The 19,229-nt window shown below is 61.5% G+C and carries 17 protein-coding genes; 6 read left to right on the top strand and 11 right to left on the bottom strand.

The window, feature by feature from the left end; genetic code table 11:
- Positions 1–56: 56 nt before the first annotated feature.
- Entirely contained in the window at positions 57–1,835 is a 1,779-nt protein-coding gene (locus ACEWE8_RS14315; RefSeq protein WP_046786733.1) for a KinB sensor domain-containing domain, read from the bottom strand.
- Positions 1,832–3,178, bottom strand: coding sequence for a sigma-54-dependent response regulator transcription factor AlgB (gene algB, locus ACEWE8_RS14310; RefSeq protein WP_046786732.1), 1,347 nt, complete (start codon positions 3,176–3,178; stop codon positions 1,832–1,834). Before algB ends, ACEWE8_RS14315 begins: the two co-directional genes overlap by 4 nt.
- Before the next feature lie 210 nt (positions 3,179–3,388).
- Between algB and ACEWE8_RS14305 the strand changes: the two genes are divergently transcribed.
- The 6 genes from ACEWE8_RS14305 (at position 3,389) to ACEWE8_RS14280 (ending at position 8,808) form a co-directional block, all read left to right on the top strand.
- Positions 3,389–4,210 (top strand): BON domain-containing protein, encoded by an 822-nt coding sequence (locus tag ACEWE8_RS14305; protein WP_046786731.1) that lies wholly within the window; start codon positions 3,389–3,391, stop codon positions 4,208–4,210.
- Positions 4,211–4,387: 177 nt separating this feature from the next.
- On the top strand, positions 4,388–4,672 hold the full coding sequence (locus tag ACEWE8_RS14300) for a hypothetical protein (protein ID WP_046786730.1): 285 nt from the start codon (positions 4,388–4,390) through the stop codon (positions 4,670–4,672).
- A gap of 56 nt (positions 4,673–4,728) precedes the next feature.
- Positions 4,729–4,890: a DUF1328 domain-containing protein gene (locus ACEWE8_RS14295; protein ID WP_003252966.1), complete on the top strand. Its 162-nt coding sequence runs from the start codon at positions 4,729–4,731 to the stop codon at positions 4,888–4,890.
- Positions 4,891–4,892: 2 nt separating this feature from the next.
- Positions 4,893–5,363 carry an inhibitor of vertebrate lysozyme family protein gene (locus tag ACEWE8_RS14290; protein WP_046786729.1) on the top strand — a complete coding sequence of 157 codons (471 nt, stop codon included), beginning with the start codon at positions 4,893–4,895 and terminating at the stop codon, positions 5,361–5,363.
- Between the two features lie 734 nt (positions 5,364–6,097).
- Positions 6,098–7,426 carry a glutamate/aspartate:proton symporter GltP gene (gene gltP / locus ACEWE8_RS14285; protein WP_046786728.1) on the top strand — a complete coding sequence of 443 codons (1,329 nt, stop codon included), beginning with the start codon at positions 6,098–6,100 and terminating at the stop codon, positions 7,424–7,426.
- A gap of 152 nt (positions 7,427–7,578) precedes the next feature.
- On the top strand, positions 7,579–8,808 hold the full coding sequence (locus ACEWE8_RS14280) for a nucleoside recognition domain-containing protein (protein ID WP_046786727.1): 1,230 nt from the start codon (positions 7,579–7,581) through the stop codon (positions 8,806–8,808).
- On the opposite strand, the gene ACEWE8_RS14275 is transcribed toward ACEWE8_RS14280, so the two are convergent.
- The 9 genes from ACEWE8_RS14275 to ACEWE8_RS14235 form a co-directional block, all read right to left on the bottom strand.
- Positions 8,790–9,413 (bottom strand): ABC-type transport auxiliary lipoprotein family protein, encoded by a 624-nt coding sequence (locus tag ACEWE8_RS14275; protein WP_046786726.1) that lies wholly within the window; start codon positions 9,411–9,413, stop codon positions 8,790–8,792. The genes ACEWE8_RS14280 and ACEWE8_RS14275 overlap by 19 nt on opposite strands.
- A complete protein-coding gene (locus ACEWE8_RS14270) occupies positions 9,410–10,348 on the bottom strand; it encodes an MlaD family protein (protein WP_046786725.1) in 939 nt (312 codons plus the stop codon). The genes ACEWE8_RS14275 and ACEWE8_RS14270 overlap by 4 nt, the downstream gene beginning before the upstream one ends.
- A 3-nt stretch (positions 10,349–10,351) precedes the next feature.
- Complete coding sequence (locus ACEWE8_RS14265) at positions 10,352–11,143, bottom strand: ABC transporter ATP-binding protein (RefSeq protein ID WP_046786724.1); 792 nt, start codon at positions 11,141–11,143, stop codon at positions 10,352–10,354.
- Positions 11,140–12,273 carry an ABC transporter permease gene (locus tag ACEWE8_RS14260; protein WP_046786723.1) on the bottom strand — a complete coding sequence of 378 codons (1,134 nt, stop codon included), beginning with the start codon at positions 12,271–12,273 and terminating at the stop codon, positions 11,140–11,142. Before ACEWE8_RS14260 ends, ACEWE8_RS14265 begins: the two co-directional genes overlap by 4 nt.
- A gap of 125 nt (positions 12,274–12,398) precedes the next feature.
- Positions 12,399–13,421 (bottom strand): DUF5924 family protein, encoded by a 1,023-nt coding sequence (locus ACEWE8_RS14255; RefSeq protein ID WP_046786722.1) that lies wholly within the window; start codon positions 13,419–13,421, stop codon positions 12,399–12,401.
- A gap of 90 nt (positions 13,422–13,511) precedes the next feature.
- Positions 13,512–14,918 (bottom strand): pitrilysin family protein, encoded by a 1,407-nt coding sequence (locus tag ACEWE8_RS14250; protein WP_046786721.1) that lies wholly within the window; start codon positions 14,916–14,918, stop codon positions 13,512–13,514.
- Positions 14,919–14,948: 30 nt separating this feature from the next.
- On the bottom strand, positions 14,949–16,607 hold the full coding sequence (locus ACEWE8_RS14245; RefSeq protein WP_046786720.1) for a Na/Pi cotransporter family protein: 1,659 nt from the start codon (positions 16,605–16,607) through the stop codon (positions 14,949–14,951).
- A 227-nt stretch (positions 16,608–16,834) separates the two neighbouring features.
- Entirely contained in the window at positions 16,835–17,605 is a 771-nt protein-coding gene (locus tag ACEWE8_RS14240; RefSeq protein WP_012316834.1) for a TerC family protein, read from the bottom strand.
- A 73-nt stretch (positions 17,606–17,678) separates the two neighbouring features.
- A complete protein-coding gene (locus tag ACEWE8_RS14235; RefSeq protein WP_012316833.1) occupies positions 17,679–18,986 on the bottom strand; it encodes a CitMHS family transporter in 1,308 nt (435 codons plus the stop codon).
- Between the last annotated feature and the right edge of the window lie 243 nt (positions 18,987–19,229).

Genomic DNA, 19,229 nt, shown 5'->3' with positions numbered 1-19,229 from the left:
GCGTACTTGCAGTGGCCGGCAAGGCGTTGCCTCAACGACCTCTGCAGGTCAAGAAATCACACCGGAAGAGCCATGTAGAACTGTGTTCCCTGCCCGGGCCGGGAGAAGACGCCCATGCGGCCGCCGTGCAATTGCACGATTTCCTTGCACAATGCCAGCCCCAGCCCGGCCCCGCCCTTCTTGCGCCCTACCTGTACAAAGGGTTCGAAAATGCGCCCCTGCTGTCCGTAGGCAATGCCTTCGCCATTGTCCTCGACGCTGATGATGACGCGCTCCGCGTGGCGTCGCGCATGCAGGCGGATTCGCCCCCCGCTGCCGGTATGCCGAATGGCGTTGTGTAGCAGGTTGTCGAGCACACGATCCAGTTGGGCGATGTCGGCATGGATCCGAGGCAGCGGCGGCTCCAGCGCCTTGATCAGCTCGATCTGCTTGACTGATGCCTGCTCGCTGAACCGTACCTGGGCACGTTCGAGCAGTTCGTCGATGGCACAGGGGGCGAGTTCGAGTTTTTGCAGCCCGCTCTGGTAGCGTGAAAAATTCAACAGGTCGTTGATCAGTTGGGTCAGGCGCTGCATTTCCTCGCCGATGGTCTCCAACAGGTCATTCTCACGCGCCTCAGGTGGAAACTTCACGCGCTCTCGCAGCAGGCCGAAGGCCATGTGCATGCCGGTGACCGGCGTACGCAGTTCGTGGGAGGCGCGCAGTACGAACTCGCTACGCACACGCTCGAAAGCGCGCTGCTCGGTCACATCGTGCAGCACCATCACGGCACCGAGAATCGGTCCTTGCGGGTGGCTGACCGGGGTCAGGCTGTAGGACAGCAGGCGTGACTCTTCATCAACCTCGATACTCAGGTCCTCAGGTGGGCGGTCCAGGCTACCGCCGCGCAGCACCTGGCGCAGCTGTTGCTCCAGCTCTGGGCGCTGCAGTGCCTCTGCCAAGGGGCTGCCCAGGCGGTTGTTGCTCCAGCCGAGCTGGCGCTGGGCGACCGGGTTGAGATGCTCCAGGTTGCCTTGGCGGTCGATGATCAGCAGGCCATCGTCGATGCTGTCGAGCACAGCCTGCAGGCGTTGTTGGCCGGCCAGCAGTTCATCGACGTTGGTCTCCTGGTGCTTGCGCAGCGCCTCGGCCATCAGCCCGAAGCGGCGGGTCAGCTGGTTGACTTCTATGGCTTGGCTGACGGGCAACGTGACATCGAAGTTACCTTGGCCGAGTTGATCTGCAGCTTTAGCCAGGGCTTCGATGGGTTGCCCGAAGCGGCGGGCGATGTTGTGTGCGGTAAAGAAGCCGAGCATAAGCACCACCAAGCCCGTCAGGCCGAGTACACCACTGACCAGTAAAGCGCGGTCGCGGGACTGTTGTTCGCTGCGAGTGATGTAATCGATGGCAAGCTTGTGCGAATCGATCAGGTCGGTGCGCACTTGGTTGAACGCGGCGCCCAGTGGCTGGTCGGCACCCATGCTGTTTGCCGGTGCAGGGCTTTGGCGATAGGCACTCAGGAAGGCCTGATAGTTGCTGCTGGCCTTGTTGAAGCCGGTACGTTCACCGCCTTGTGCAAGCCCTTGGTCAAGCAGGTCCTGGAAATTGTCTTGCAGCGCTCGCAGGCTCTGAGGCGAAGTTTGCGCATCGAGGATGAGCATCAGTTGCTCGCCCAGGTTCTGCCGAAGCTTCAAGCCTATTTCCAGGACATGGGTGGTATTGCTCACCGAAGCTTGCTGCGCGGCAGTCATTTGCAACACGCTGACCAAACCTAGCATCAGGCCCAGCAGAGCGACTGTGATCAGCGCTGAAATGCTGAGGAAAAGCCGCGTACGCAGCTTCATCGGCCATCTCATAGGTTGTACTGCTTACGCTTGCGGTACAGGGTCGAGGCATCGATACCCAAGGTCTTGGCGGCCTGGTCCAGTGTGTCACTGGCTGCCAGCACAGCGCCGATGTGGGCACGCTCCAGTTCATCCAGGCTCAGCGCCGCACCAACCCGGGGAGCGCTGCCGGCAGGTTGCTCGCCCATACCCAAGTGAATGATCTCTACCCGGTCCTGTGGGCAGATGATGCTGGCGCGTTCGACCACGTTGCGCAGTTCGCGGATATTGCCAGGCCAACGGTAATTGAGCAGCGCGGCGCGGGCTTCGTCGCTGAAGCCGCGGGCAGGGCGCGCGTACTCCTTGACGAAACGGGCGAGGAAGCGATCGGCCAGGGTAAGGATGTCCTCACTGCGCTCGCGCAGGGGCGGCAGGTGCAGGGTGATGACGTTCAGGCGGTAGAGCAGGTCTTCACGGAAGCGGCTTTCGCGGACCATTTCTTCCAGGTTCAGGTTGGTCGCCGCGAGGATGCGCACATCGGCGCGTCGGGTGACAGGGTCGCCTACCCGCTCATACTCTTTATCCTGGATGAAACGCAGTAACTTGGGTTGCAATGTCAGGGGAAAATCGCCGATCTCGTCGAGAAACAGCGTGCCGCCATCGGCCTGGTTGACGCGGCCCAGCGTGCTTTCACTGGCGCCAGTGAATGCGCCGCGGGTGTGGCCGAACAATTCGCTCTCCATCAGCTCGGCGTTCAGCGACGGGCAGTTGATGGTCACGCAGGCCTTGCGTGCACGCTTGCTCCAGCTGTGAATGGCGCGGGCCAGTTCGCCCTTGCCGGTCCCCGATTCGCCAAGAATGAGGATGTTGGCGTCGGTGGTGGCTACCTGACGTGCGGTTTCTAGCACGGCCATCATTGCCGGGCTATGCGAGTCCAGGCCGTCTTTGGGCTTGCGCACTTCACCTTCGAGCGCCTCCAGGCGTGCCGACAATTGGCGGACTTCCAGCTGTTTGGCTGTGGCCAGGCGCAACTGGTCGGGGCTGCAGGGTTTGACCAGGTAGTCGGCGGCACCGGCCTGGATCGCATCGACTGCAGTGTCGATGGCCGAATGCGCGGTGACGATCACCACCCGCATCCACGGTGCCTGGATGCGCATCTGTGCCAGCACATCCAGGCCGTTGTCTTCACCCAGACGCAGGTCGAGGAAGCACAGGTCGAACACCTGGCGCTGGAGCAAGGCTTCGGCCTGCGCGGCACTGTTGGCGGTGGCCACGCTGTAGCCTTCATCTTCGAGGCAGTAGCGGAAGGTGCGCAGGATCGCGGACTCGTCATCCACAAGCAGAATACGGCCTTGGTTGTCCTGGGCTGATTCCATTTCCAGCGCTCCTTTGGGAAAGATCTTCATTTAGTGTGGGAAAAATCGGGCAAGTTGCATGGTCAATTCTGAAGGATTCTGTCCTATGCATGCTAGCCAATGGCCAAAGAATGCCGTGAACCCGCGATATCTCAATGATTGCCTTAGAGCATCGAGGTGGCACATTGGTTGCGATGATTTGTGGATTTAGCCTACAGAAGGAGTGCGGTCATGCCTTTTACCACTCGAACGGCTGTGTTGACGGCCAGCCTGTTATCCATTTGCACCCCAGCGTTTGCCGACCCGGTTCAGGATGCCCGCCTGGAGGGCTCCCTACAGACTGCGCTGGCACTCAACCGCATGCTCAACCCGTTTCGCATTGAGGTCGAGGTGGATGGCCAGCGGGCACGCCTGACGGGTGAGGTCGAGAATGAGGTTGAGCGCCAGCTGGCCGAACACGTCGCACAGGCGACTCGAGGCATCGAACAGGTCGATAACCAGTTGCAGGTCAACGCCGGGCTGGTCGAGCGCCCGCTCGAATTGCGGGCTTACGCTCAGCGTGTTGAGGATGCAACCCTGGCTGCCGTCATTCGTGCCCGTCTGCTGTGGAGCCGTACGACGCAGAAGGCGCCTATCGAGGTACAGAGCAGTGAAGGTGTGATCACCCTGCGCGGCAAGGTCGACAGCGCTGAAGCCAAGGAACTGGCTGGGGTGGTGGCGCGGACCACTGACGGTGTGTACCTGGTCAACAACCTGGTCAGTCTGGATTCCGCAGCCATGGCCCAGGCTCGCGAAACGCCGGTGGGCGTGTCCACCGGGCCGCAGCCAAGTGACAGTTGGGTGATCGACAAGATCCAGAACAGCTTCCGCTTCAGCCGCAACCTTGATGGCCTGAACATCAAGGTGGCCAGTGAGGGCGGCATGGTGCGGCTGTCGGGTGAGGTGGTCAGCAGCGAGCAGAAAACCATCGCCGTTGAGATCGCGCGGCAAATCATTGGCGTACGTGGGGTGGATGCCGATCTGCTCAAGGTGGCGACCAAGGTTGAAGGATGAATCGTGCAATACGCACGACGCCAAGACGGGCATCGTGCAGGATACGTCCTCAGGCCCAATCATGTGTTTGTATAAGTATCTGATTTATAAGGATTTATTAGAAATCGAGCCACTGGCACGCAGGCTGCAATTACCTGTTCAGGTTTGAATAGAAAAATTACAGCAGGAGAAGCCGGCATGAACCGCCAATCCGTCAACCGTTCGCAGATCGCCGCACTGCCACTGCGCCAGTTCCTGATACTGGGGATGGCGTTGCTGCTGGCTTTGGCCGCAGGCCTTTTTTACTACAGCTGGCAGACCGCGCGACTCACTGAGCAGGTTGCGGCGCAGACTGCGCTGCTGGCGCAAATCCAGGCTACACGTGCCAATACATTGGTGAGGGCAGCGCAAAAGCTGCCTTCGGCCAACACCTCGCCGGCCACAGTCGAAAAAGTCGTGCCCCAGCAACGCTGGGTGTTCTAAGGCGCTGCGGTTTCGACACCGACCGGATCGATTTCAAAAAAGAAAGGAGAAGCATCATGCTGAGTTGGGCTATCACTTTCCTCATCATCGCCATTGTCGCCGCCGTACTCGGCTTCGGTGGTATCGCCGGCGCTGCCACGGGTATCGCGAAGATCCTGTTCATTGTCTTCCTGGTCCTGTTCGTAGCCTCCTTCTTCTTTGGACGTGGTCGAGGTTGACGATGAGCAGGAAGCTTTGCAACGCCGTAGCTGCCGCTCTGCTGTTGGGGGGTAGCGCAGCGGCGATGGCGGCCAATGATGGCCAGGTCAGCGCCGACAAGTTGCTCGGCTCTGACCCTGAGTACCGGGAGACCTGGCAGGACGCGATCAAAGGCGAGGAACGCCTGCCCGACTGGGTGATCAACCTGACGGGCAGTGCGCAGCAGCAGATGTCCGCGGTGACCGAGGATGGTGACAAATATCTGGTCGGACCGCTGTGTGAGTCCAAGGACAACTGCACCTACAAACGCCTGATCGTAGCGTTCAGCTGGGACAAGGACGATGCCTACGGGATGCTGGTGGAGGTACCCGAGGGCCTGCCGAGTGACAAGGCCCCAACCCGCCATGCGCAGTATCGTTGGCTGGGTGAGCCGGATGAAGGCATGCAGGCGATGCTGAAGGAGCAGCTCAAGCGTGACCCGAACTGGTACTGAGTGTCAGGGACGATTGGTCGCGCACTGTCACGTAATAGAAGTGGAACCTTTCTATAGTTCTCGCTTCTATGATGCGCTGCCCCGAGGAGGGGCCGCACATGACCAAGGGGCCGGGCTGTTCTGATTGTTGCAGGATCGGAGTGGCCTAGGGGTACAGGGAGTGCCTCCAGCAATGGGCCGGGTCAGGCAAGGCAAAATCGGAGGTTCAGGTCAGCAGTGAGTTTTCCCACATAGAGCTGGCCTGACTTCCGAGATGCCATCTTCATTTCAACATCTCCCTTTCAGCTTTTTCCTGCTGAGACACATTTTGTCTTGACCGCACATCAATTTTTTTTCGCTCAACGCTGCCGTTGTCAGGTGTCATTTCGGCCATTCGGATTGTCGAACAGGCCATCAATGTCCTCTTTTGCGTACTGCCAAATCAGCCGAGATCTGGCGGTTTGGTCGTGTTCGGGTTTCCGAACGTTATAAATCAATGACTTGCGAATGCCTCATTTTGACGCATTGCTGTATGTCGAATCGGCATGGGGTATGCGCTTCCGGCATTAGATTTCGTCCTTGCCCATCGCAATAGTTGCCGCCTTTTCGCTGGCCCGAGCGCCCTGTCGCTCGCTTGCGGTGTCCTTACATGAGGCCTCCGGACGGAAGCTGTACGATGCCCGTGACGTTGCCAACGGCTCTGTTACGTGCTTTTCCGGTCGGTGCCCGTGATCACTAGAACAAAGGGTAAAGACATGAAGAAGGCAAAATTGAGCCTCGCCTGGCAGATCGTCATCGGTCTGGTCCTGGGCGTTGCAATCGGCGCGCTACTGAATCATTTCAGTGCAGAAAAGGCATGGTGGATCAGCAACGTTCTCCAGCCCGCCGGTGACATCTTCATTCGCCTGATCAAGATGATCGTCGTCCCGATCGTGATTTCGTCGCTGATCGTGGGCATCGCCGGGGTTGGCGACGCGAAGAAACTGGGCAGCATCGGCCTGAAGACCATCATCTACTTCGAGGTGGTGACAACCATCGCCATCGTTGTCGGCCTGGTGCTGGCAAACCTGTTCCACCCGGGCGCCGGCATCGACATGAGCACCCTGGGCACCGTCGACATCTCCAAGTACCAGGCGACCGCCGCCGAGGTGCAGCATGAGCATGCGTTCATCGAGACCCTGCTGAACCTGATCCCGTCGAACATCTTCGCGGCGCTGATGCGTGGCGAGATGCTGCCGATCATCTTCTTCTCGGTGCTGTTCGGCCTGGGCTTGTCGAGCCTGCAGGCAGACCTGCGCGAGCCGCTGGTGCGTACCTTCCAGGGCGTGTCGGAGACCATGTTCAAGGTCACCCACATGATCATGAACTACGCCCCGATCGGCGTATTCGCCCTGATCGCCGTGACGGTCGCCAACTTCGGCTTCAGCTCGCTGCTGCCGCTGGCCAAGCTGGTGCTGCTGGTGTACTTCGCCATCGCCTTCTTCGCCTTCATGGTGCTGGGCCTTGTCGCACGCATCTTTGGCTTCTCGGTAATCAAGATCATGCGCATCATGAAAGATGAGCTGATCCTGGCCTACTCCACGTCCAGCTCCGAAACCGTGCTGCCGCGTGTCATCGAGAAGATGGAAAAGTACGGTGCGCCGAAGTCGATCTGCTCGTTCGTGGTACCGACCGGTTACTCGTTCAACCTCGACGGCTCGACCCTGTACCAGAGCATCGCGGCGATCTTCATCGCCCAGCTGTACGGCATTGACCTGTCCTGGAGCCAGCAATTGCTGCTGGTGCTGACCCTGATGGTGACCTCCAAGGGTATTGCCGGTGTGCCGGGCGTATCGTTCGTGGTCCTGCTGGCAACCTTGGGCAGCGTAGGCATCCCGCTGGAAGGCCTGGCCTTCATCGCAGGTGTCGACCGCATCATGGACATGGCGCGTACCGCTCTGAACGTGGTCGGCAATGCCTTGGCTGCCCTGGTGATCGCTCGTTGGGAAGGCATGTACGACGCCGCCAAGGGCGAGCAATACTACGCCTCGCTGATTGCGGACAAGAAGGAAGCGGCGCTGGTTGGCGAGACCGCCAAGCGCTGAACCTGAGGCGTTGAACATTGAGCCCCGATTTATTCGGGGCTTTTTGCTGTCTGTAAGGGCCTCATCGCCAGCGAACCTGCGATGTGGCCAGCGCAGGCTAAAGCAGCCGTTGGTGCGTTATCATTCAGGCACTTTTCAGGGGGAACACACGGATGCTCAACTGCCTTTGGCTTGGCTTTTTCCTGGTGGCGGCCGTATCGGCCCTGGCCCAATGGCTGGTGGGCGGCAACGCCGGCATTTTCGCCGCGATGGTCGAGAGCATCTTCGCCATGGCCAAGCTCTCGGTCGAAGTCATGATCCTGCTGTTCGGCACCCTTACCCTCTGGCTGGGGTTCCTCAAGATTGCGGAAAAGGCCGGTATCGTAGAATGGCTCGCCAAAATGCTCGGCCCGCTGTTCGCCCGGCTGATGCCGCAAGTGCCACCCGGCCACCCGGCACTGGGCCTGATCACCATGAACTTTGCTGCCAACGGCCTGGGCCTGGACAACGCCGCTACGCCGATCGGCCTGAAAGCCATGCGCGCCCTGCAGGAGCTCAACCCCAGCAGCACCACCGCGAGCAACGCGCAAATCCTGTTTCTGGTGCTCAATGCCTCATCGCTGACCCTGCTGCCGGTCACCATCTTCATGTACCGCGCCCAGCAAGGCGCTACTGACCCGACCCTGGTGTTCCTGCCGATCCTGCTGGCGACCAGCGTTTCGACCCTGGTCGGCCTGCTGTCAGTGGCGGTGATGCAGCGTTTGCGCCTGTGGGACCCGGTGGTGCTGGCCTACATGATCCCGGGTGCTCTGCTGCTGGGCGGCTTCATGGCCTTCCTCGGTACCCTGTCGGCTGCTGCGCTGGCCAGCCTGTCGTCTGTCCTGGGCAACCTCACGCTGTTTGGTGTGATCATGCTGTTCCTGGTGATCGGTGCGCTGAAGCGGGTGAAGGTGTATGAGGCCTTTGTCGAAGGCGCCAAGGAAGGGTTCGACGTGGCCAAGAGCCTGCTGCCCTACCTGGTGGCCATGCTGGTAGCCGTTGGTGTGCTGCGCGCCTCCGGGGCCCTTGAGCTGGCCTTGGATGGCATTCGTCACGCGGTAAGTTGGATGGGTATGGACACCCGCTTCGTCGAGGGCCTGCCGACCGCATTGGTCAAGCCGTTCTCCGGCAGTGCGGCGCGGGCGATGCTGATCGAGACCATGCAGACCCACGGCGTGGACAGCTTCCCGGCACTGGTAGCCGCTACCGTTCAGGGCAGCACCGAAACCACGTTCTACGTGCTGGCGGTGTATTTCGGTGCTGTCGGCATCCAGCGCGTGCGCCATGCCGTAGGTTGCGCCTTGCTGGCCGAACTGTCCGGTGTCATTGCGGCCATCCTGGTCTGCTATTGGTTCTTTGCCTGAGCCTGAGCGCTTTGCGCGACGGTCCAGTTCACCACCTGCGCGGCGAGTTGATCGTTGGCCATGCCGAAGCCGGCCACCACGGCCGAAAGCTGCGTATCTGCCAGCAGCTGACGCACCTCGAAACGCTTGCTGGCAAGGATTCGCTGGCTGCGCCCGTGAACCAGACGCGCGTCATAGCGGATCACCACCTCCACCGTACCGGTTGGCCGGTACTCGCTCTGAAATGCCTGCAGTTCACCGGCCAGTTCATAGTCGGCCTGCAGGTTGCTGTCGTCGGCGCTCAGACGCTGTACACGCCCGTCGCGCTGGAAGCCATCGAGCAGGCGGTTGCGTAACAGCAACGGCACCGGGTCGCTCCAGCGGGCGCCTTTGTAGCTGCTGACCACATCGCCCTTGGGGATCACAGCGATGCGTGGCCCGGCCAGCACTTCGCTTGCCAGCGGCTTGTTCAAGCGTAACGACCATGGCACCGGGGTCGCGCTGTGGCTGGCCTGGTTGACCGGCAGCCGGTAGATATCCACAGGCTCGCTCTGGGGCAGGATCGAGCAGGCGGCAGACAGGCTCAGCGCGGCCGTCAGGGCCAGCAGGCGCAGCGACAGCTTCATGGCTGGAACTCCTTGTTGTTGTCGCGGCCAAGCAGGTAGCCGCTCGGGTCGGCTTCCAGGCGTCGGGAAATGCCCTTGAGTGAGTTGAGGGTTTCACGCAGTTCGCGGATGGCCGGTGTCAGCTGGTTGAGGCCTTGCGCGCCGTCGTCGATGGACTGGCGGTTGTCATTGAGCAGGCTGTTGATGGTCGCAGTGCTGGCGGCCAGCGATTGCATGGCCTGCTCGGCGCTGCCGATGGCCTGTTTGCCCTGGGTGCCGAGCAGGCTGTTGGCATTGCGCATCAGCGCTTGGGTTTCGGCCAGCGTGGCGTTGGCCTGTTTGCCGACCTGGGCCAGCTGTTCTATGGCCTGGGAAATGCCGCCTTTGTGGTTGGCGAACGCACTGGTGGTCTGTTCCAGATTGGCCAGGGTGTTGCTCAGGCGGTCGATATTGTTTTCCGAGAACATCTGGTTCGCATTGTGCAGCAGCAGGTTGATGTTGGTGACCAGGTCGCTGCTGTCATTGAGTAGCTGCGAGATGGGGGAGGGCGAGGCGATTATCACTGGCAACTTGCCGTCTTTGCCCTTGAGCTCTGGGCTTTTCGGAGTGCCGCCGCTGAGCTGGATGAACGAGTTGCCGGTGACGCCGGCGAGGGTCAGTTTCGCCTGGGTGTCTTCCTTGACCGGCGTATCGCCGCTCAGGCGAACCCGGGCCAGCACCCGGCGCGGGTCCTTGGGGTCCAGGCGCAGGCTGGTCACGTCACCGACCTTGATGCCGTTGTATTGCACGGGGCTGCCGCGGGACAGCCCGGAGACGGCTTCGTTGAAGATCACTTCGTAGTCCTTGAAGGCGTCGTCGACGCTGGACTTGGTCAGCCACAGGCCAAACAGCATGGCACCGGCCACCACCAGCACGGTGACCAGGCCGATGAGGACGTGATGAGCTCGGGTTTCCATCGTTCAGCGCTCCTGCCCGGCACGGTTGGCGGCCTGTTCAGCCGCCCGTCCGCGTGGGCCGTGAAAGTAATCGTGAATCCACGGGTCGTCGGTCTGTTCGACTTGGGCCAGCGGGCCTGCCACCAGCACCTTCTTCTGCGACAGTACCGCGATGCGGTCAGTGATGGTGTAGAGCGTGTCCAGATCGTGGGTGATGAGGAACACGCTCAGGCCCAGGGCGTCGCGCAGGGTGAGGATCAGTTGGTCGAAGGCGGCGGCGCCGATCGGGTCGAGGCCGGCAGTGGGTTCGTCAAGGAACAGGATGTCCGGGTCCAGGGCCAGTGCGCGGGCAAGTGCGGCGCGCTTGATCATGCCGCCAGACAGTGAAGAGGGGTATTTGTCTGCGGCCGAAATCGGCAGGCCGGCCAAGGCCAGCTTCACCCCGGCCAGGTGTTCTGCATCGGCGCGCGACAGGCCTGCATGCTCGATCAGTGGCAATGCGACGTTCTCGATGACGGTCAGCGAGGAGAACAGCGCACCCTTCTGGAACAACACGCCAAAGCGCCGTTCGACCAATGAGCGTTGCTCTTCATGCAGGCCGGCCAGGTTCTGGCCAAACACTTTGATCTGGCCTTCATTCGGCAGCCGTAGCCCTATGATGCTGCGTAACAGCACCGACTTGCCGCTGCCCGAACCGCCAACCACGGCCAGGATTTCACCGCGGTAAAGGTCCAGATCGAGGTTTTCGTGCACGCTCTGGCTGCCGAAGCGGTTGCAGATGCCCCGCGCCTGGATCACTGCTTCCGGGGTACTCACCAGCCCATCTCCATGCAGAACAGCGCAGCCACTGCGTCGAGCACGATGACCACGAAGATCGACTGCACCACGCTGGAGGTGGTATGGGCGCCTACCGACTCAGCGCTGCCGCTGACCTTGAAGCCTTCCAGGCAGCCAATGGCCGCGATCAGGAAAGCGAAGAAAGGTGCCTTGGCCAGGCCGACGAGAAAGTGCTGCACGCCAATATCGCTTTGCAGCAGCGAGAGGAACATGGCCGGCGAAATATCCAGTGAAAGCGCGCACACCACAGCACCGCCGACGATGCCGCAGATCATCGCGACGAAGGTCAGCAGCGGCAGCGAGATCAGCAGTGCCAGCACCCGGGGTACGACCAGCAGTTCGATCGGGTTCAGGCCCAGGGTACGGATGGCGTCGATCTCCTCGTTGGCCTTCATCGAGCCGATCTGGGCAGTAAAGGCACTGGCTGTGCGGCCGGCCATCAGGATGGCAGTCAGCAACACGGCGAATTCGCGCAGGAACGAGAACGCCACCAGGTCGACGGTGAATACGGTTGCGCCGAAATCGGCCAGCACGGTCGCCCCGAGGAAGGCGACCACCGCGCCCACCAGAAACGTCAGCAACGCGACGATAGGCGCGGCGTCCAGACCTGTCTGCTCGATATGCGAGACAACCGGGGTGAGCCGCCAGCGATGCGGTTGCAAGGCCCGGCGCAGCAGGGTCTCCAGGATCAGGCCGATGAAGCCGAGCAACTGCAGGGTGTCTTGCCACAACGTATTGACCGCGCGGCCGATGCGCTCCAGCAGCAGGAGCAGCACAGGGCGCTCGGGTTCCTTTACCGGGATGCAGTAGTCCTGAACCGAGCAGTAGACGTTCTTGAGCAGGGCGCGGCTGGCAGCGGGCAGCTGTTGAGTGCAGTGCGACAGGCGCTCAGAGCCCAGCAGCTCAGCCAGTAGCGAGGCACCGGCGGTATCGAGCTGGCCCAGTTGGCTGAGATCGGCTACGGCGTCGGCGCCGTATTGGGTGCGCAGGTGTTCGCTGTCGCGCTTGAGGCTGGCGTAGTGGGCCAGGGTCCAGTCACCGGCAATGCGCAGGCAGGCCGGTTGGCTGCTGGTGTCCAGAGTGGCGCTGGGGGTGGTCATAGGCTCCATGCATCTGACAGGCGTAGAGGCTGATCATAGCGCAGCAGGCATGGCGGGGTTTGTTGAAATGTGCTGAGTGCTGTTGGGGCCGCGTTGCGGCCCAATCGCCGGCAAGCCGGCCCCCACAGGAGCGCTTACTTCGCCGGCGCGTCGTCTACCACCTTGAAGCGCAGCACACCGATCACTTGGCCATCTTCGGTCAGTACGCGCACCTGCCATTTACCTGCGGGGTTTGGCGGGAAGTTCTGCTTGTGGGTCCACGCACGGTAGCCTTCCTTGCGCCCGCCATGGATATCCAGGGCGATACGGTCCACTTCCTTGCCGTCCTTCTGCCACACGTGGTAGATGCGCTCGTTGAGGCCGCGCGGTGCGTTGATGGCGGTGTAGGCATACAGGCCGCTGCTGCGAATGCGGCTGGCGGCAACTTCATCCAGCGATTCGCCGGGCTGGCGGTTCAATACCTCTGTGCTGACCGCCACTTCGGTCATCCACAGGGTGGCCGGTGGGACCCACGAGCGCAGTAACCAACCGCCCCCGCCGACCGCGAGGGTCACCAGTACCAGCGCCACGCCGCGCCGCCAGGTGTTGATCGGGAAACTGCTGGCCAGGCTCGGGAACGACAGCACCATGGCCGCAACCAGTGCCAGCTTGAAGCTTTGCGCGGTGGTCAGGTGCAGGATGATCGGCAGGGCCGTCAACAGCGCGGCGAACAGGGTGAGGGTGTGCAGCGCCATGAACAGCCAGCGCCGCGGTGCCAGCCACTTGTAGTACAGCGGGTCGATGATCGAGACCAGCCCGGCGGCACCGAGCAGGCCGGTGAATACCAGTTGGCCACTGTTCCAGGTGGTGGTGATGAAAAAGAACGGCAGTACGAAGAACAGGCTTTCCTGGTGGATCATCTGCGTCGCGTAGCGCAGCAGCGGCTGAGGAATTTCCCGTTTGAAGGTGCGGGCGAACAGGCCTGTCAGGGTGTTCTCCAGCATCAGCCAGATCCAGCTCACCAGCATGAGAATGGCGACCCAGCTGGCCAGGCTGGCCTGGCGGTCGACCAGAATGAAGCTGCCGATACCGGAGAGGAAACCGCCGAGCGCGATGATGCCGGGGTAGCGTTTGAGCAGTTCGATGACGCGCTGGACGATATGGGGAATAGGGGGCATGGGTATACAACAGAGTGATAGGGTGACTGTGCCGCGCCGTCGCGGGTAAACCCGCGAAGAGGCCGGTACTGGCGAAAGGATACCGCCGAATCACCGCTGCCGTGTAGCACCGCTCGGTGGTTGGGGTGAAGTACGCCGGCGACGTAGCAGCCCGGCAGCCAGGATCACCCCCAGTAGCAGCGCAATCAGCCCATACAGCTCGTCATACCCAAGCAACGGCTTCTCGATGCGCAGATAACCCTCATCCTTGAGCAATGCCTTCAGCGCCTCGTTGGCCTGCTCCAGGCTGACCTGTCGCAGCTGCCGGGCCGGGTCGGCAAAGCGCCCGTTGCTGTAGGCGTTGAGTGCCCCCCAGTAATAATCGGCCAGCGCGCTGTTGCCCTGGGTGCTCCAGCTTTCCTTGGCGACGGCGGCCTCCTTGATACGGGCGAATGTATCCGGATCAAGGCCGTCCTCGCGCAAGTGGTCGAACAGTTTCTGCATCACCTTGACCGCCTCGTCGACGTCGTCGCGCTCAAGGTCAGCGTTCAGGCTGAGCAGGCCGCTGTCGCCAAAGCTTTCGCGTTGTGCCGAAGGCCCATAGGACAGGCCGTTACGCAGGCGCAACTGGTCGTACAGGGCCCAGTCCAGATAGCGTGAGAGCAGGTCGAGGGTCGACTGGTGGTCGTTGTCCAGTACCGGCTCGATGAACAACCAGTGCAGTTTGACGCTGTCGCCCAGAAAACCACGGGTCAGGTCGCGTCGCTGTTCGGCCTGCTGGCTGATGCTTTCCAGGTTGCGCCGCTCCTGCGGCTCGGTGGCGGGCAGCTCGCCGTAGGTGCGCTCCAGGTAGGCCGGCAGCAGCCGATCGAGGCCGCCAACCATGATCAAGGTCATGTTGTTGGCGGCGTACCAGCGATCACGCAGGGCCTGCACCTGCTCCAGCGTCATGCCATCGAGGTTGGAGCGTTCCGGGCATTTGAGGCCCAGTTCGGTTGCCAACTGATCGCTGGCCGGATGGCCGATGTCCTGGCGGTCGAGCCAGCGTTGCAGATGGCCATAGTGGCCGCCGTCTTCACGTTCGATGATGCGCTTGGCCGTGGCCAACGCCTTGGCGTCGATGCGGGTGTCGCGCAGTACCGCCAGCAGCAGGTCGAGCACTTTGCGCTGGTTGCGCGCCGGGGCCTCGATGACGAAGGTGGTGTCGGCGCTGCTGGTGAAGGCATTCCATTCGCCACCCAAAACCTGCAGGCGCTCTTCCAGGCCGCCCTCACCGGTCTCGTCGATGCCGCTGAACAGCAAGTGCTCGAGCAGGTGCGGCAGCTCTTTCTGCTCGCAGTCGAAGTCGTCCAGGCCCACACCCACCACCAGGCGGATCGCCACATGATCGCGTTCGTAGCCGGATTTAAGAATAACCTGCAGACCGTTGGGCAGCAGGTAGCCCTCGACCCGCGAACGATCGAGGGCGAAGGAGTGCAGGCTACAGATCAGCAGGCAAACGAAGGTCAGGCAACGCATGGGCGAGCTTGGGTCTCCAGGTAGGCGAGATCAGGGTAGGCGGGCTTCGTCCGGCACACTGTCGAGCATTAGCCCGCCGGTGTCCGAGCCACCCAGTACCACATAGGCACTGCTGCAGAACAAAGAGTTCAACCGCTTCATGTCAGCGATCAGCTCCAAGTGTAGCGAACTGGTCTCGATACTTTGCACTACCTTGCGTTGCAGGCGGCTGACATGGGCATGGGCCAGGCGTCTTTCCTGGGCACGGAAGCGGCGTTTTTCCCGCAACAGCAAGCGTGCGCTCTCTGGGTCGGCGCTGAGAAATACCGAAAGGCCCAGGCGCAGGTTGGTCAGCAATTGCTCTTGCAGGCCGGCCAGCTCTTGCAGGCCGACCTGGGAAAACTCCCGGCGTTGGCTGGTCTTCTGCTGTTGGACCTTGCGCAGCATGCGTTCGACCAGGTCACAGGCCAGCTTGAGGTTGATCGCCAGTTCGATGATTTCGGCCCAGCGCCTGTTGTCCTGATCGCTGAGGTCTTCTCGGGGCATTTGGGCCAGGTACAGTTTGATGGCGCTGTACAGCGCTTCGGCATCTTCGCCCAGGGCACGGACCTGCTGTGGGAGGGCGGTCTGGGTGCCGCGCAGGGCGTTGAGCATGGCCTCGAGCAGGCTGTCGACGATATCGCCCAGGCGCAACGTTTCGCGGGCAGCATTGGCCAAGGCCAGGCTGGGTGTGGTGAGTGCCGAGGCGTCCAGGTGGCGTGGGCGCACTTGGCCGTTACCGTTCTCGCGCTCCGGCAACAAGCAGTTGCACAGGCGCCCCATGGGCTTGACGGTGGGCAGCAGGACCAGGCAACGCAGCGTGTTGTAGAGCAGGTGGAAGCCGATCACCAGCTCCTGTGGGCTGAAGCTCAGCGAGTCCATCCACGCCACCAGTGGATTGAGCACCGGAATGATCAGCACCAGGCCGATCAGCTTGTACAACAGGCTGCCCAAGGCCACTCGCCGGCCCGCGGCGTTCTGCATGCTGGTGCTGAGAAAGGCCAGCAGCCCGCTGCCGATGTTGGCGCCGACCACCAGGCCGATGGCCACTGGCAGGCTGATCAGTTCAGCGCCGGCCAGGGTAGCGGTCAGCAGCACTGCTGCCAGGCTGGAGTACGAAACCATGGCGAACACTGCGCCAGCCAAAGCATCGAGCAGGATGTCTCCGGTCAATGAGGCGAACAGCACTTTCACACCCTGAGCCTGGGTGATGGGGGTAGCCGCCTGAACGATCAGTTCCAGCGCCAGAATGATCAGACCCAGGCCGATGCCTACCCGGCCCAGCTGGCCCGCGCGCGTTTGCTTGCGCGACAGAAAAAAGATCACACCCAGGAATATCAGCAACGGCGAGAGCCATGAAAGGTCCAGGGTAAGCACCCTGGCCATCAGTGCAGTGCCGACATCTGCACCGAGCATGATTGCCAAGGCCGGGGTCATGGCCATCAAGCCCTGACCCACGAATGACGTCACCAGCATGGCGGTCGCGTTGCTGCTCTGCACTACGGCCGTGACCAGGATACCGGCGATGAATGCCAATGGCCGCCGGTTCATGTTCTGGCTCAGGACCCGGCGCAGGTTGGAGCCGAACACTCTCAGGATGCCGGTACGGACGATGTGCGTGCCCCATACCAGCAACGCGACGGCGGAAAGCAGGTTGAGCAGGGTCAGCATGGTGTAGCCCCCTCTTATCCGGGCTCCAAAGGCGGAGCCAATGGGTGAAGCGGTAAGCCTGGCCCGGGGGTGGGTGTTTTTATCCAGTGCTTACTCAAGCTTTAGTTGTTTTGCGGGCCTGTCGCCAGCTTGGCATGCTCGGCCAGTATTTGAAACCTGTCTGTCACGAAACCCAAGGCATGAAAAAGGGCCCTGATGAGGGCCCTCGAATACTGCGTTCGCGGTGCTTACTGACCCGGAATGTCCTTGCGCAATTTAACTGCGTCTTGCTCCTTGCCGCGCTTGCGCGCCATGGCGGTGCGCATGCGGATGTTGATGGCCTCCACCCCCAGGGAGAACGCCATGGCGAAGTAGACGTAGCCCTTGGGCACGTGCACATCGAAAGATTCGGCGATCAGCACGGTACCTACGACGATCAGGAACGAAAGCGCAAGCATCTTCAGCGAAGGGTGCTTGTCGATGAAGTTGCTGATGGCACCGGCGCACAACATCATCACCAGTACTGCAACGATGATTGCTGCGACCATCACCGGCACATGCGAAACCATGCCTACAGCAGTGATCACCGAGTCCAGGGAGAACACGATGTCGATGATGGCGATCTGAATGATGGTGAAGAGGAACGTGCCGCCCTTGCCCTTGGGCTCGTCACCGCTTTCGTCCTCGCCTTCCAGGCCGTGGTAGATCTCCTGCGAGCTTTTCCACAGCAGGAACAGGCCGCCAAAGAACAGAATCAGGTCGCGGCCCGAGATGCCCTGGCCGAATACCACGAACAGGTCGGCAGTCAGGCGCATGACCCAGGTGATCGACAGCAACAGCAAAATGCGGGTGACCATGGCCAGGGCCAGACCGAAGATTCGGGTGCGCGCCTGCATGTGCTTGGGCATGCGGCTGACCAGAATCGAGATCATGATGATGTTGTCGATACCGAGAACGATCTCAAGCGCAGTGAGGGTGAAAAAGGCAACCCAGATTTCCGGGCTGGTCAGCCATTCCATGTGTATTCCTTCGAACGATAGTGGCGAAGCGCCCCTGCACAGGGCACTTCGCGTTGCGGTGACAGGCGTTTATTTACAGACTGCTGAACAGCGGAAAAATGCCCATCAGCAGTGCGGCGAGCATTATGCACATGCACACCAGTACTGCCCACTTGAGGGTGAAGCGCTGATGATCACCGAATTCGATGCCTGCCAGCGCCACCAGCAGGTAGGTCGAGGGTACCAGCGGGCTCAGCAGGTGTACCGGCTGGCCGACAATCGAAGCGCGGGCCATTTCCACCGGGCTGATGCCGTAGTGGCTGGCCGCTTCGGCCAGCACCGGCAGCACGCCGTAATAGAAGGCGTCATTGGACATGAAGAAGGTGAACGGCATGCTCACGATCGCGGTGATCACCGCCAGGTAAGGGCCCAGCGCTTCGGGAATGACCGCCAGCAAGCTTTTGGACATGGCCTCGACCATGCCGGTGCCCGACAGGATGCCGGTGAAGATACCGGCGGCGAAGATCAGCCCGGTCACGGCGAGTACGCTGCCAGCGTGGGCGGCAATACGGTCCTTCTGCTGCTGAAGGCAAGGGTAGTTGACGATCATGGCGATGCTGAAGGCGATCATGAACAGCACCGGCAGTGGTAGCAGGCCTGCGATCAGTGCAGCCATCAGCGCAGCGGTGAGCGCACCGTTGAACCACAGAAGCTTCGGCCGGCGTGCGTCGGGGAACTGCGACACGGTGATTTCGCTGTGATCGATGTCGTCGGTAGGCAGGTGCAGTTCACCCAGGCGGGCACGCTCACGCTTGCCGTACATGTAGGCGATGGCCAGGATCGCCAGCACGCCAAAGACCATGGCCGGGATCATCGGTACGAAAATGTCCGAAGGGTCTACGTGCAGGGCACTGGCTGCGCGGGCAGTAGGGCCGCCCCATGGGGTCATGTTCATTACCCCACCGGCGAGTATGATCAGGCCGGCCATGATCCGCGGGCTCATGCCCAGGCGGCTGTACAGGGGCAGCATGGCGGCGCAGCAGATCATGTAGGTGGTGGCGCCGTCACCGTCCAGCGAGACCACCAGGGCCAGCACGGCGGTGCCGACCGAGACTTTCAGCGGGTCGCCCTTGACCAGCTTGAGGATCTTGCGCACCGCCGGGTCGAACAGGCCGGAGTCGATCATCAGGGCGAAGTAAAGGATGGCGAACATCAGCATGACGCCGGTGGGCGCGAGCTTGCTGATGCCTTCGAGCATCATCGGGCCGATTTTGGCGGAAAAACCACCGAACAGGGCGAACAGGATCGGTACCAGGATCAGCGCGATCAAGGCCGACAGGCGCTTGGTCATGATCAGGTACATGAAGGTGATGACCATGGCAAAGCCGAGGAAGGTCAGCATGGCAATACTCCAGGCGTGGCGCGGCGAAAGGAAAGTCGATCGGGCGAATCAGCGCGTTGAGCGCTGCGCGGGGAGCAAGCGGAGGGTTACTGCGAAAGGGCGGGCACAGGAATACATCAGAATCACCATTGTTGTTGTTGATTGGGCCGGGCGCGGAAGATTCCGGGTGCCCTGGCTGACCGGTCTTGTGCCGGTAGTGGTGGCTATCCTATGGGGGCAAGCTTTCAGCCAGCTTTCGCCAGG

Origin of the sequence: Pseudomonas sp. TR47 (assembly GCF_044143025.1) — a bacterium.
Taxonomy (GTDB): Bacteria; Pseudomonadota; Gammaproteobacteria; order Pseudomonadales; family Pseudomonadaceae; genus Aquipseudomonas; species Aquipseudomonas putida_E.
This window is presented reverse-complemented; position numbering and strand designations above follow the sequence as displayed.